Raw genomic sequence first — 12,290 nt, 5'->3', positions numbered from 1 at the left:
CTCCACTGCGCTTCGCTTCGGTCGAGATGACGGCAGTTCTGGCCAGCCTGTCAGCGCAGCAGCACGCGGACGAAGTCTCCAGCGGCGTAGGTCGCGCCGGGCCGCAGCTCCACGTAGCAGTTAGCGTGGGCGTTCGCGGTCAGATCGCCCGAACCCTGCCAGCCGACGAGCCGGACGCGGGTCAGGTCCATGCGGGCCGGAAGCAGGCGGGTGAGACCGGGTTTCGCAGGCACGGCGTCCGCCAGCGTGGCGAGGGCGAAGCCCGGTCCGCGCACCTCGCCGCCGCACATCGCGCGCAGCAGCGGCTCGACGAAGCAGTGGAAGGTCACCTGGGTGGATATGGGGTTGCCGGGCAGGCCGAAGAGGTACTGCTTGCCGATCTGGCTCTCGATTTGGCCGAAGACGACGGGTTTTCCGGGCTGCATACGTACGCCGGTGAAGTGGAACGCAGCGCCGGCGGCGAGCAGAACCTCTTCGACCAGGTCGTATTCGCCCATGGAGACGCCGCCCGAGAAGACGATGAGGTCGCACTGGCGCGCGGAGTCGAGCGATGCCGCGACGGCCTGGCGGCGGTCGGGCGTGATCGGCAGCCGGACAGGTTCGCCCCCGGCTGCGGCGACCAGCGCGGCGAGGGTGTAGCTGTTGGAGTTGCGAATCTGTTGCGGGCCGGGAGCGCGATCGACCTCGACGAGCTCATCGCCGGTGGCGACGATAGCGACGCGCGGGCGGCGGAAGACTCTCAGCCTGGGGCGTCCGCAGGCCGCGGCGAGCGCGATCTCCGCCGCGCCGATGCGCACGCCGGCGGGCAAAACGGCGGCGCCGGCGCGAGCCTCGCTGCCGCGCGGGACGATGTTTTCGCCCACGGCGACGCGGCGGCCTTCGGCGGCATGCACGATCGCTTCGCCGGGTACGACGTGCTCGACCATGGCGACAGAGTCGGCGCCGGCGGGGATGGGGGCGCCGGTCATGATCTGGATGGCCTGGCGCTCGGCGAGCGGTTCGCCGGCCCATAGCTCGCCCGCGCGCAGCATGCCCACGACGGCAAGGCGCGTGCCGGAGGAGAAGGCGCCCGCGCGCACCGCGTACCCGTCGCGGGTGGAGCGGTCGAAGGGCGGCTGATCGCGATCGGCCGCGACCGGCTGGGCGAGGATTCTGCCCTGCGTCGCCAGCAGCTCCAGCTCTTCGAACTCGACCGGCGGCGTCAGGGTGCGGGCGTGCGCCTGAATCAGGGCGACCGCAGCTTCAAAGTCCAGAACGACGGAGGGGGAGGAGGTCATACGGTACTCCGGGGCAGGTACGAAAAGCGAAGCCCCGAAGCGGTCCACGCCTCGGGGCTTTTATTTAGAACATGGAAGCTACTTCTTGCCTGCCTTGTAGCTCGACTTGACCGTCTGGCCGAAGCCGGTGAGGATGTCCGAGACGTCCTTGGCGTGGGGGCCATCGGGCGCCAGTTCCAGGTACTTCTGGTAGGCCTCCATGCAGCCCGGAGGTGCGACGATTTTCTGCGTCTTCGGGTCCACCGAGGCCTTGCCGACGAGCGACTGGCCCTTGATGAAGTAGGCCTCGGCGCGCTTCGGATCGGCGGCGATCGCCTTGTCCGCCGCGACCACGGCTTCGTCCGTCTTGCCCGCGTTGAAGAGCGTGGCCGCCTCGTTGAAGTAGTACATACCGGCCTGCGTGGGCTGCGCGACGACCGCCTTCTCGTACGCCGCGGACGATTCGGCCGTCTCACCCGCCTTGCCGTAGCACTGGCCGAGCTGGTTGTACGCCACGCCGACGAGCTCCGCGTTCGGCTTCTTCGAGGCTGCGTTGGCCGCGATGCCCTTCTCATAAGAGGCTGCGGCGATCTTGAACTTCTCGACGATCGCCACGTCCATCGTCGACGTGTGCGCGTCGCGCGCGGCCTTCTGGGCTGCGTTGGCCGCGCCCAACTGCGCGTCGCCCAGCGTCACCCACAGGACGGCTTCGTCCGGCTTCTGCGCGGTCGCGTCGCTCATGGTCTTGATCGCGTTGTCGTAGTTGCCGGCCTTGTTGTCGGCGCGGGCGGAGGCGAGCGCCGCATTCAGGTTGGCGACCTTACCGTTCGCCGCCATCACCTCGGCGTTCTTCTTCTTGAACTCTTCGAGGTTCTTCTTCTCCTCGGGAGTCATCTTGTCCGTGTATTCCTTGCGGGTCTCGTCAAGGTTGATGTCCTTGTCGTCGCCGGCGGCCAGGGTGACCTCGGTGAAGTCGACCGTCTTGCCATCCACGAAGACGACCGCGACGTAGTCGCCGGGCGCGAGGCCCGTACCCTTGAAGCTGCCCTGTGCATCGAGCGGGAAGGCGTAGGGGTACTTGCGATCCTTGGGGTCGCTGGTCTTGTCCTTGGTGAAGCGGACCTCGCCGCCCACGGGAAATGCGATGCCGGCGGGGTTGCTGGCGTGTCCATGGACAGACGCGGGCGCCGGCTGAGCCAGCATGATGGAGGGCATCGCCAGCGTTGCGGCGGCTGCCAGGCTCCAGGCCTTGAATCCAGATATCTTCTTCACAGTCATTCTCCCGCGCTTTCTCTGCGCTTCTCTCTCGAAATCACTTCAAAGACAACCAAAAACGGATTAGATGCGGCCTGCTCCGGATGCGTATGGAATCGGGTCGACGCCTCCGGCCTCGCGGAACGCGCGCAGCCTGAGAGCGCAGCTCTCGCACGCTCCGCAGGCCTCTCGCTCGCCCGCGTAGCATGACCAACTTACATGGAAGGGGGCGCCCACTTCAACTCCGAGCTCCACGATCTCTTTCTTGCGCAGCGCGATCAGCGGCGTCTCGACCTGAATATCGCCCTCTTTCGTTCCCTGGCGGATGAGTTCGTTGAAGGCCGCGTAGTACGCCGGCCGGCAGTCGGGATAGCCGGAGCTATCCTGCTCGACCGCGCCGATCAGCACCTTTTTCGCGCCAATGACCTCCGCCCAGCTTACGGCGGCGGAGAGGAAGTGCGCGTTGCGGAAGGGGACGTAGGTGACGGGCACCTCGGCGCCGATCTGCGTCTCGTCCTCCGCCGCGTCGGGCACGGCGATATTCGCATCCGTCAGGGCCGACCCGCCGATGCGCCGGAAGAGGTCGATCTTCAGGTGCATGAACTCCTTCGCGCCGATCAGCCGCGCGATGTCGGTCGCCGCCCGCAGCTCGCGCGCCTCCGTCCGCTGGCCGTAGCTGAAGTGCAGCGCGTAGACCTCGTGGTCGCGCGCGGCCAGCGCGGCGCAGACACAGGAGTCCATGCCGCCCGAAAGACACAGGACCGCCTTAGGCTTCGTCGTCATTTGCCGCCTCCCACTGGTTGCCGATGCTTACCTCGCCGGCGAGCATCTCCTTTGCGGCGTCCTCGTCCGCATGGCGCACCCGCAGCCGGACGCGAAAGGCCGAGGCCAGCAGGGAGTTCGCCTGCTCGCCCTGCAGAAAGCACTCGATCCCGGCGGAGTCCAGCAGGCCCTTGGCCATGTGGGCGTCGGCGGGTTCCAGATATTTGCCCACGGTGACCAGCTCTTCGTCTATCTCGCTCATTTGGTCTCGATCGACTGCAGGTGAAAGGTGATGGTGCCCCACAACAGGCTGCCAGTCGCCCGCGCGCGGATCTGCACCGGGATGTGCCGCGCGTCGTCGGTGTACCAGATCCAGATGTTGCCGCGATTCTTGACCACGCCTTCGTCGGCCTTGGGCTGCACGCGGATGGTCTGGAAGGTTCCCGCGGGTGTCTTGATCTCTTCCTTGCCCTCGACGACCATTGTGACGGTAACCGTGCGCAGGGAATCGGCCAGAGGCAGACGAAACTGCTGGCCGACGGCGAGCTTCTGGCTGGCGACGTAAAAGATGGCCGAAAGCGAGTCCGCGACGCAGGCCGGGATGTTCGCGATCTTGGTGGTCTGGGTGTTCTTGACCATGTTGCGGTCGGTCTGGGTCTGCTTGCCGGCGGCGTAGTCGAACGCAAGCTCGGAGTTCACCTTGCGCCGGCCCTCCTGCAACTGCTTGCTGAAGCCGGTCGAGCAGCCGGTCTTCGTGTCGAAGCCAGCCTGGAACTTGTCGACCACCGGAAAGAGCATGTTGACGTTGCCGATGGTGTCCGCCGTCGCCGAGACCTTCTGCTGCGTGCCGGCCTGGTCGATCTGGAAGACGGCTGTGCCGGCGGTGAAGACGCGCCAGTCGACCGAGTAGGTGAGCGTCTGGTGCTGGGGAAAGACGTAGTCCGCGGGCGGCGGCTGCAGCGTGGGGATCACCACCGGGACGGCCGGTCTGCCCAGTCCGAGTAGCTGGGCGCGGGCCGTAGCGGGGAGCGTCAGGATGGGCAGGAGAGCGAGAAGGCTCAGGTTCCAGCGTTTCAGCAAGTTGGGCGCCGTCCAGTACGTAGATTTTGGGTGCTGCTCCGATGCCCCGGGACGCTCATCGCGGACCTGCAACGCCGGCGATGAAGGCGTGCTTCTCCCATAGGAGCCGGATAACCAGCGCGAAATAGATCGCGCCGGCGCCCATGGAAGCATTGTACTCGCGGTGGTGGAGGTAGAGTTTGCGGGAGAAACTGCCGCGCTCGGCCGTGGTGGGCGCGGGCGTCAGGCGGGGCAGCAGACGCGGAACCTTTGCGGCGTATTCGTCGAAGTTGGCAAAGTGCGCGCGGAGATAGCCCTCCTCACCCTGGATCGTTGGAATATAGATAGCCGCGAAAAGCAGCGCGAGCGAGCCCAGGATCCACCAGCTCGCCGCCGCCCCGGCGAAGCCGAAGGCGATCAGCATCGACCCAAGGTAGAGCGGGTTGCGCGTGTGGGCGTACGGCCCGGTGGTCGTAAGCTCTGCGTTTTTGCGCACATAGCCCGCCGCATACCCGCGCAGCCAAAGCCCGGCCAGCACCGGCAGCAGGCTAAGCCCGAGCGTCTTGCCGGTAGGCCGCGCCAGCCAGAGAAACACCGCCGCAAAGACGAACCCCATGGGCACGCGAATCCGTTTTGCAACCTTCTGCCAGCCTGTCCGCTCCGCCAATCCACACTCCAGTCTCTGTATTGTCGCTGTTGCTTCTCTTGTTTGTCATTCCCGCAGGGAATCTGCTTCTGTCTTTTCGTCAACGCACCAGCAACTCCAGCGCCGCGCCCAGCACCTCGTCGACGCCGATCTTCGCCAGCCCCTCCTCCGTCGCGCGATGCCTGCGGTGGTCGGTGATGCTGCCGGGGTGCCGCAGCGTCCGGGCGCGTTCGCCCAGCGGACCGGTCCGCGCCGGATCGGTCGGGCCGAAGAGAGAAAGCACGGGCCGGCCCAGCGCGGCGGCGACGTGGATCGGGCCGGAGTCGCCGCCGATGACTAGGCTCGCGTGCCGCAGCAGCGAGACCATATGCGGCAGGTTGCAGACGGCGATCTTCGCCACGCCGCCGAGCGCGATCGAGTCCGGCACGCCCATCTTGCCGGGCACGGCGTTCACCACCACCGACAGCCCGGCGGCCCCCAGCGCGGCGGCCAGCTTGCGGTAGCGTTCGGCGGGCCACTCCTTCGCCCCCCAGCCCGCCGTGGGGGCCAGCACGACGTAGGGCTGGCTCTTCAACTCGAACTCCAGAAAGGACTTGGCCCATAGCTCGGCACGCGCCTCGCGGGGAAATTCGACCGTCGCGGGCTTGAGCGGCAGACCGGCAGCCGCGCCCAGCAGCTCGCACGCCTGCTCGATCACATGGGCGGACGACGTGGCGAAAGGCGTCCCGTAGAGCCAGCGGGCCTGCTTTTCGCGCGGCGCCTCCGGTCCGAAGAAGCGCTGCGCCCCGGCCAGCCAACCGACGATCGAAGACCGGATCGACCCCTGCAGGTCGACGCACAGGTCGTAGCGCTCGGCCAGCATCTCGCGCCGCAGGGTGACGATCTCGCGCAGGGTGGCAAGGGAGACGGGGCGCTGCTTCCAGGCGCGGGTCGGCACCGGGTGGACGCGGTCCACGAGGGGCTTCTCCGGGCCGCGCGGCGCGCCGGGCATGCTGCGCCGAGTCTCCAGCAACTCGCTCCAGCGCGGCTCGATGGCCCAGCCGAGATGGCAATCCGGCAGCGCGCGACGCAGCGCCGCCACCGCCGGCAGCGCGTGGACGACGTCGCCCATCGCGCCAATCCGAACGATCAGGACGCGCAGAGTCCGGTCTGGAGTGGGAATTCCCAAGTGGTCATCTTCTCACGAGGTGGTACGAAGAAGTCGCAGCACTGGTTCCAGCGCGGTCTCCGCGTCCAGCAGCTCGACCTCCAGCCGGGCGACGGCGACCGGCCCCACCTTCGCCAGCCGCGCGAGATCGAGCTTGACCGCATCCTTCGCGGTGGTGATGAAGCCGTTGGCGTGGCTCGCGCGGGCGAGGTTGACGAGGCGGGTGAGGTCGTCCTCGTCATAGATGTGGTGGTCGGGCAGGGCCTCGCGGCCGACGACGGGGCAGCCGGCCTCGCGAAGCATGGCGAAGAAGCTCTCCGGCCGGGCGATGCCGCAGAAGGCGAGCGGCCGCGTGGGCCTGTCTGGCGGCAGGCGCAGGCGGCGACGGACGACCCATACCGCTGCGCCCGAGGCCGCGGCCAGCCCGGCGAGATCTTCTTCCTCGCGGACGACGACGATCTTCGCCCGCTTGAGCGCCGAGAGCGGCTCGCGCAGGTTGCCGCCGGGCAGGAGGTGATCCTCGATGTCCGCGCGGGTGAGCAGGACGATGTCCAGGTCGCGGGCGAGCTTGCGGTGCTGGAAGCCGTCGTCGAGCAGGTGGATGGTTTGGAGGCTCGTGGATTCGGCCAGCGTCCCGGCGGCGAATCGGTCCGAGCCGACGAAGACGCGGAGACCAGCTTGTGCCATCTCGGTCGGTTCATCTCCGAAGCGGGCCGCGTCGAGGCCGTCGTTCGCCAGTTCGACCGGCAGGACGTCTTTGGTGATGCGCCCGTAGCCGCGCGAGAGGATGCCGACTACAAAGCCTCGCTCGGTGAGCAGGCGCGCGAGCATGAGGACGACGGGGGTCTTGCCCGCGCCGCCTGCGGAGAGGCTGCCGATGGAGATGACCGGGCGTTGCAGGCGGCGCTGCTTCAGTACACCCGCGTCGAGCAGGGCGCTCTTCGTCATGAGTCCGGCGGAGTAGAGCGGGATGAGGGAGGTAAGCCAGGGGCGTCTCATGGTTTCCTCCACACGATCAGATCGACAAGAATTTGAGCAGTTTTTGGAGTTGCACCGCTGTGTGTTTTATAGACAGCCTGCCCCCGCTCTCCGACTCTTCTGGCATCCTCGGTGTCCGACAGGAGGTCGGCGAAAGCTTCTTCGACACCGGCGATATCGTCGGTGACGATCTCGCGAAGGCCGTCCTCCGACGACATGAGATGAACGATCTCACGGAAGTTCTGGTGGAAAGGACCCATTGTGACGGGAACTCCGAATCGCGCAGGCTCCAGTGGATTGTGCCCTCCGCGTGGGATGAGGCTGCCGCCGACGAATGCGATGTCTGCGATGCGGTAGACATCTGCCAGATCGCCGATGGTGTTGAGCAGAATGATTTCAAGCCGGTCGGGGTGGCCGGGAAGGATAATGCGTGGGGACTTGCCGTCGGTGCGGCTCCAGTCGCTGACCCGCAGATAGTGGAACTCAGAGAGAGCGGACTCTACGACCGCAAATCGCTGGGTGTGCCGGGGAGCAATGACAAGTAATGCTCCGAATTTCTCGCGTGGGGCGCGTTGCCAGGCTTCGAGCAGCATCGTCTCTTCGTCGGCGCTGCTTTCCGTGCCGCAGGTGCTGCCTGCGACGATGATCGGCCTTCCATCGGCCAGTTCGCGAATTCTGTCCGCAACTTTGCTGGGTGCAGCCGGTTGGAGGTCGAACTTCAGATTTCCGGCCACGCGTACTCGTTGTGGGGGCGCCCCAATCATCCGCAGCCGCTCGGCCGTCTCCTCGCCCTGCGCAAGGAAAAGGGTCACCTTCGCCATCAGGGGCTTCCACAGCCTGCGGAGCTTCATATAACGCGGGAACGACCGGTCGGAGATGCGGGCGTTCACGACCGCGACCGGGATCTTGCGGCGTTCGCACTCGACCAGCAGCCGGGGCCACAGCTCGCTCTCCATCAGGACCAGCAGCTTCGGGCGCAGAACGTTGAGATAGCGGCGGACGATGAACGCCAGATCGAGCGGCATGTAGAAGACCGGCGTGCCGGGGAGCTTCTGGCGGGCGATCTCCTGCCCGGTCTGCGTCGTGGTGGAGACGGCGACGACGTATCCGGGCAGCGCGGCCTGCAGTTCGGCGATCAGGCGCGCGGCGCCGAGCACCTCGCCGACCGAAACGCAGTGGACCCAAACCACGTCTTTACCGGCAACAGCAGCCTTCAGTCCGGCGGGGACGACGCCCAGCCGGCCGGAGAGACCGGCGCGGTAGCGTCCGCTGGTCGCCATCCGCCACAGCCACCAGGGCGACCCCAGGACGAGGACCGCCGTCAGCAGCGCGCTATAGAGGATCATGAACATGCTGCCTGGCCGGACCTCGCCTTTTTAGTGTGCATCAGCGAAGATGATAATCAAGCCAGCATGATGACGTATTCCTCAACCCGATTTCGTTCCACAAGGCTGGGCGCCCCATGTCTCGCAGCCGCGCTCCTTTTCACGCCAGGCGCCCAGGCCAAGGACAAGCCCCGGACCGCCCCTGTCCCAAAGCCGGCCGGTCAGTATCCCGCCTTCGACCGGCACGAGACCGAGAAGGTGACCGTCGCGGCCGAGCCCTGCAGCGATCCGGAGAAGTGCAAGTTCTTCCGGCTGGAGTATGTCCAGCACGGCTTCGTGCCGGTCTGGGTCATCATCACGAACGACCGCGACCAGGCCCTGACGCTCGACGAGGTGCGGATCCAATATCTGCCGAGCGAGGGCGACAAGATTCCCGCCGCGACCGACGAGGACCTGAACCGGCGGCTGTTCCAGGGCAAGAACGCGATCGACAAGCGGCTGCCGATCATCCCGATTCCGATCAAGCACACGCCGGTCGACCAGAAGATTACGGCGGACGACAACGACTTCGGCTTCAAATCGCTGGTGGTCGCGCCGCATACGACCGCCGCCGGATACTTGTTCTACGATGTGCGCGGCGTGGACGACCCGGTGTTGAAGCACGCCGAGCTCTACCTGCGCAAGATTCTGACCACCGATGCGAAGGGCGACAAGGTGGAGCTCTTCGGCTTCACGATACCCTTCGACAAGTGGCTGGCAGTTCAATCCAAGAAAAGCGATTCAGAGAAGAAAGAGAGCCGATGAGCATCGTCGACCCCGCCCACCCGTTGAACATCCGCCTGGCGACCCCGCAGGACGTGCCGCTGATGCTGGAGCTGATCCACGAGCTTGCGACCTACGAGCGCGAGCCGGAGGCCGTGCTGGCCACGCCGACCGACCTGCACCGCGATGGCTTCGGCCCGGTGCCGCGCTTCCACTGCCTGATCGCGGAGTGGCTGGGCCAGCCTGCCGGGTTCGCGCTCTACTTTTTGAACTACAGCACGTGGCGCGGACACCACGGCATTCACCTGGAAGACCTGTTCGTGCGCCCGGAGTTTCGCGGCAAGGGCATTGGGAAGATGCTGCTCTCGCGCGTGGCGGGTGTGGCGGTCGTCGAAGGCTGCCCGCGGCTGGAGTGGAACGTGCTCGACTGGAACACGCCGGCGATCGACTTCTACAACAGCATGGGCGCGGAGATGAGCACGGACTGGCGGATTATGCGGGTTTCGGGCGATGCGCTTTGCGCGCTTTCGATGCGGTGCGATTGAATGCCTGCCTGCTGCGAAATGATGGCGCGTCAGTTGCAATGGAAGTGTGATCTCCATAACCGCATTTGGGATTGCCCGGATGCACTGGTCGCCAAGCTTAAGCGTAGCTATGGCTTGATCGTCCACGATGGGGGCGAGTCTTCTATCGAGATCGCATACTGCCCGTGGTGCGGTACGCCTCTGAAGTGACCGGCCTTCGATTTAGTGTGATCGAGAGATGGCCACGACTTCAATGACGAGATTCGATAGTTTGACCGATGCTCTGCTAACCTCAACACATGCAGGTGATGGTCGAAATCCCGGACCGGTTTCTCGCGCATCTCGTCCCGGCGGGTGGAGATGCGGCGCGTGTGCTCCTGGAGGAGGCGGTTGCCAGCGCATATCGTGATCGCCGGCTGACCATGGAGCAGGTTCGTCAACTGCTGGGTTTCGAGACACGTATGCAGGTGGATGTCTTTTTGCAACGGCATGAGATCTACGACTACACTCCGGACGATCTGGAGAAGGATTTCGCTACGCTGAGTCGTCTATTCCCTTTGAGCGCAGAGCGAATCAAAGCGTGATCGTCGTTGCCGGTACAACAGCGCTCAACTAAAGATAGATCGAACAAAGTGGATTTTCTGAATAACCGATGGCAGTACGCTTTGCGATGTAAAGTGAAAATTGCCACAATGGAATGCTGGAGTTCAAACGATGATCTTCTTCGACTACCGGCCGCTGGTCCCACCGCTGATTTGTCTCACTGTCCTAATCGTCAGTATTCTCATCTTCCGTGTGGTCAAGAAAAGTAGATCGCTAATTCGATGGCCGAGTCAGACCTTATCCGTGTTGCTGATCGGGCTAAGTGGTTTTCTCTTATTCCTGTTCGGATTCTTCCTTCTATTTTTCTCAGAAACGACCGCTTCTGCGCCAGTTTTTTCGCCTGATGGGAAACGAGCTTTTCGTGTGCTCGATCACGATGGCGGCGCGCTGGGAGGAGATACGGACGTTACGGTGTATTCGCACCACGGACTCTATTCCCACGTCATCTTCAGTGGCAGGTGGAAGCAGGCAGAGTCTTCAAATGTGCACTGGCAGGGAAACTCCGCTGTCTCGGTCGGATACGATACAGGTTACGGTGCCAATTCATTTTGGTGCGGCGGCGGACAAGGAGTCGAGGTGACTTGCGCACCGCTCCCGAGCCGAGAGAGATAAGCAGAACCATGAAGCCTCACATCAAGATCATCGGCGGCGGCCTTGCGGGCCCGGAAGCCGCGCTCCAGGCCGCTTCGCGCGGTTGCACGGTCACGCTTTACGAGATGCGTCCCACGCGGTCGACCGAGGCGCACCAGACGGCGGACTTCGCCGAACTCGTCTGTTCGAACTCGCTCAAGTCGGAGTCCGAGAATACCGCGCCCTGGCTGCTGAAGCAGGAGATGCGGCGTGCGGGGTCGTTTCTGCTCAAGGATGCCGACGCAACGGCAGTTCCTGCGGGCCATGCGCTGGCGGTCGACCGGGTGGCGTTCTCGGCGAAGGTTGCCGAGCGGCTGGAGTCTCATCCCGACATCAAGATCGTCCGTGAAGAGGTGACGAGCATCGACGAGGCCGGCGCGGACCTGACGATTCTGGCCTCCGGTCCGCTGTCTTCGCCTGCGTTGACGGCGGATTTGCAGCGGCTGACCGGCTCGGAGCATCTGGCGTTCTACGACTCCATCTCGCCCATCGTCGACGCGACGACCATCGACATGGAGAAGGTTTACTTCGCCGCGCGCTGGGACAAGGGAACGGCCGACTATATCAACTGCCCGTTCACCAAGGAGGAGTACGACGCCTTCATCGACGCGCTGGCCGCGGCGGAGAACGTCGAGAGCAAGGAGTGGGAGAAGCTCCAGTACTTCGAGGGCTGCCTTCCGATCGAGGAGACGGCGCGGCGCGGGCGCGATACGCTGCGTTTCGGACCGATGAAGCCCGCCGGGCTGACCAATCCGAAGACCGGCCGCTGGCCCTATGCCGCCGTTCAGCTTCGGCAGGAGAATCTGCGGGCGGATAGCTACAACCTCGTCGGCTTTCAGAACCACCTGAAGTTCGGCGAGCAGAATAAGGTCCTGCGGATGATTCCGGGGCTCGAGAACGCGACCTTCCTGCGCTATGGCCAGATTCATCGCAACACGTACATCCACGCGCCGAGTCTGCTGACGGAGACGCTGCAACTGCGCGCTCATCCGACCGTGATGATCGCGGGCCAGCTCTCGGGCGTGGAGGGGTATACGGAGTCGATTGCGAGCGGGATGCTGGCGGGTATCTTCGCGGCGGAGATCGCGCAGGGGCGGGCGCCGCAGGCGGCTCCGCGCGGGTCGGCCCACGGCTCGCTGATGCACTACATCACGCACGCGGATACGAAGAAGTTCCAGCCGGCGAACATCACCTTCGACCTGCTGCCGCCGCTCGAAGAAGAGCTGCGCAAGAAGATCCGGGACAAGAAGGAGCGGCACCGGATTCAGTGTGAGCGGGCGTTTGCGGCCTGGACGGAGTGGCTGCGCTAAACGTTCCGCCATAGCGTCCGCCGTAACTCTGAGG

The 12,290-nt window shown here is 65.0% G+C and carries 15 protein-coding genes; 6 read left to right on the top strand and 9 right to left on the bottom strand.

Annotation, left to right across the window (positions count from 1 at the left end):
• Positions 1–50: 50 nt before the first annotated feature.
• From CHB87_RS12085 to CHB87_RS12045, 9 genes are all read right to left on the bottom strand, one after another.
• A complete protein-coding gene (locus tag CHB87_RS12085) occupies positions 51–1,277 on the bottom strand; it encodes a molybdopterin molybdotransferase MoeA (RefSeq protein WP_089408715.1) in 1,227 nt (408 codons plus the stop codon).
• Positions 1,278–1,355: 78 nt separating this feature from the next.
• Entirely contained in the window at positions 1,356–2,528 is a 1,173-nt protein-coding gene (locus tag CHB87_RS12080) for a hypothetical protein (RefSeq protein ID WP_245817962.1), read from the bottom strand.
• A gap of 66 nt (positions 2,529–2,594) precedes the next feature.
• Positions 2,595–3,293 (bottom strand): 7-cyano-7-deazaguanine synthase QueC, encoded by a 699-nt coding sequence (queC, locus tag CHB87_RS12075; protein ID WP_089408713.1) that lies wholly within the window; start codon positions 3,291–3,293, stop codon positions 2,595–2,597.
• The gene (locus CHB87_RS12070) at positions 3,277–3,534 is read right to left on the bottom strand and encodes a putative signal transducing protein (protein WP_089408712.1); all 258 of its coding nucleotides are present in this window, start codon (positions 3,532–3,534) and stop codon (positions 3,277–3,279) included. Before CHB87_RS12070 ends, queC begins: the two co-directional genes overlap by 17 nt.
• A complete protein-coding gene (locus CHB87_RS12065; RefSeq protein ID WP_245817961.1) occupies positions 3,531–4,352 on the bottom strand; it encodes a DUF3108 domain-containing protein in 822 nt (273 codons plus the stop codon). Before CHB87_RS12065 ends, CHB87_RS12070 begins: the two co-directional genes overlap by 4 nt.
• Before the next feature lie 55 nt (positions 4,353–4,407).
• Positions 4,408–4,998 (bottom strand): methyltransferase family protein, encoded by a 591-nt coding sequence (locus CHB87_RS12060; protein ID WP_089408710.1) that lies wholly within the window; start codon positions 4,996–4,998, stop codon positions 4,408–4,410.
• 79 nt (positions 4,999–5,077) lie between these two features.
• Positions 5,078–6,145 carry a glycosyltransferase family 9 protein gene (locus CHB87_RS12055; protein ID WP_245817960.1) on the bottom strand — a complete coding sequence of 356 codons (1,068 nt, stop codon included), beginning with the start codon at positions 6,143–6,145 and terminating at the stop codon, positions 5,078–5,080.
• A 12-nt stretch (positions 6,146–6,157) separates the two neighbouring features.
• The gene (lpxK, locus tag CHB87_RS12050) at positions 6,158–7,123 is read right to left on the bottom strand and encodes a tetraacyldisaccharide 4'-kinase (protein WP_089408708.1); all 966 of its coding nucleotides are present in this window, start codon (positions 7,121–7,123) and stop codon (positions 6,158–6,160) included.
• On the bottom strand, positions 7,120–8,448 hold the full coding sequence (locus CHB87_RS12045) for a 3-deoxy-D-manno-octulosonic acid transferase (RefSeq protein WP_089409075.1): 1,329 nt from the start codon (positions 8,446–8,448) through the stop codon (positions 7,120–7,122). Before CHB87_RS12045 ends, lpxK begins: the two co-directional genes overlap by 4 nt.
• 66 nt (positions 8,449–8,514) lie before the next feature.
• Between CHB87_RS12045 and CHB87_RS12040 the strand changes: the two genes are divergently transcribed.
• The 6 genes from CHB87_RS12040 to trmFO all read left to right on the top strand — a co-directional run bounded on the left by CHB87_RS12040 (position 8,515) and on the right by trmFO (position 12,256).
• Positions 8,515–9,231, top strand: coding sequence for a hypothetical protein (locus tag CHB87_RS12040; RefSeq protein ID WP_245817959.1), 717 nt, complete (start codon positions 8,515–8,517; stop codon positions 9,229–9,231).
• Positions 9,228–9,734 carry a GNAT family N-acetyltransferase gene (locus tag CHB87_RS12035; RefSeq protein ID WP_089408707.1) on the top strand — a complete coding sequence of 169 codons (507 nt, stop codon included), beginning with the start codon at positions 9,228–9,230 and terminating at the stop codon, positions 9,732–9,734. The genes CHB87_RS12040 and CHB87_RS12035 overlap by 4 nt, the downstream gene beginning before the upstream one ends.
• Positions 9,735–9,923, top strand: coding sequence for a DUF6980 family protein (locus tag CHB87_RS22880; protein WP_089408706.1), 189 nt, complete (start codon positions 9,735–9,737; stop codon positions 9,921–9,923). It begins immediately after the preceding gene.
• A 98-nt stretch (positions 9,924–10,021) separates the two neighbouring features.
• Positions 10,022–10,297, top strand: a complete 276-nt coding sequence (locus CHB87_RS12025) for a UPF0175 family protein (protein WP_176441719.1) — start codon at positions 10,022–10,024, stop codon at positions 10,295–10,297.
• Between the two features lie 130 nt (positions 10,298–10,427).
• Complete coding sequence (locus CHB87_RS21935) at positions 10,428–10,928, top strand: hypothetical protein (RefSeq protein ID WP_142988323.1); 501 nt, start codon at positions 10,428–10,430, stop codon at positions 10,926–10,928.
• An 8-nt stretch (positions 10,929–10,936) separates the two neighbouring features.
• A complete protein-coding gene (gene trmFO / locus CHB87_RS12020) occupies positions 10,937–12,256 on the top strand; it encodes a methylenetetrahydrofolate--tRNA-(uracil(54)-C(5))-methyltransferase (FADH(2)-oxidizing) TrmFO (protein ID WP_089408704.1) in 1,320 nt (439 codons plus the stop codon).
• The last annotated feature ends 34 nt before the right edge of the window (positions 12,257–12,290 follow it).

This window comes from Granulicella rosea (assembly GCF_900188085.1).
Lineage (GTDB): Bacteria > Acidobacteriota > Terriglobia > Terriglobales > Acidobacteriaceae > Edaphobacter > Edaphobacter rosea.
This window is presented reverse-complemented; position numbering and strand designations above follow the sequence as displayed.

What these genes read in the sequence shown, in the direction of transcription:
- CHB87_RS12085 (WP_089408715.1), bottom strand. Translation starts at nt 1,277, where the DNA reads ATGACCTCCTCCCCCTCCGTCGTTCTGGACTTTGAAGCTGCGGTCGCC.
- queC (WP_089408713.1), bottom strand. Translation starts at nt 3,293, where the DNA reads ATGACGACGAAGCCTAAGGCGGTCCTGTGTCTTTCGGGCGGCATGGAC.
- CHB87_RS12070 (WP_089408712.1), bottom strand. Translation starts at nt 3,534, where the DNA reads ATGAGCGAGATAGACGAAGAGCTGGTCACCGTGGGCAAATATCTGGAA.
- lpxK (WP_089408708.1), bottom strand. Translation starts at nt 7,123, where the DNA reads ATGAGACGCCCCTGGCTTACCTCCCTCATCCCGCTCTACTCCGCCGGA.
- CHB87_RS12045 (WP_089409075.1), bottom strand. Translation starts at nt 8,448, where the DNA reads ATGATCCTCTATAGCGCGCTGCTGACGGCGGTCCTCGTCCTGGGGTCG.
- CHB87_RS12040 (WP_245817959.1), top strand. Translation starts at nt 8,515, where the DNA reads ATGATGACGTATTCCTCAACCCGATTTCGTTCCACAAGGCTGGGCGCC.
- CHB87_RS12035 (WP_089408707.1), top strand. Translation starts at nt 9,228, where the DNA reads ATGAGCATCGTCGACCCCGCCCACCCGTTGAACATCCGCCTGGCGACC.
- CHB87_RS22880 (WP_089408706.1), top strand. Translation starts at nt 9,735, where the DNA reads ATGCCTGCCTGCTGCGAAATGATGGCGCGTCAGTTGCAATGGAAGTGT.
- CHB87_RS12025 (WP_176441719.1), top strand. Translation starts at nt 10,022, where the DNA reads ATGGTCGAAATCCCGGACCGGTTTCTCGCGCATCTCGTCCCGGCGGGT.
- CHB87_RS21935 (WP_142988323.1), top strand. Translation starts at nt 10,428, where the DNA reads ATGATCTTCTTCGACTACCGGCCGCTGGTCCCACCGCTGATTTGTCTC.
- trmFO (WP_089408704.1), top strand. Translation starts at nt 10,937, where the DNA reads ATGAAGCCTCACATCAAGATCATCGGCGGCGGCCTTGCGGGCCCGGAA.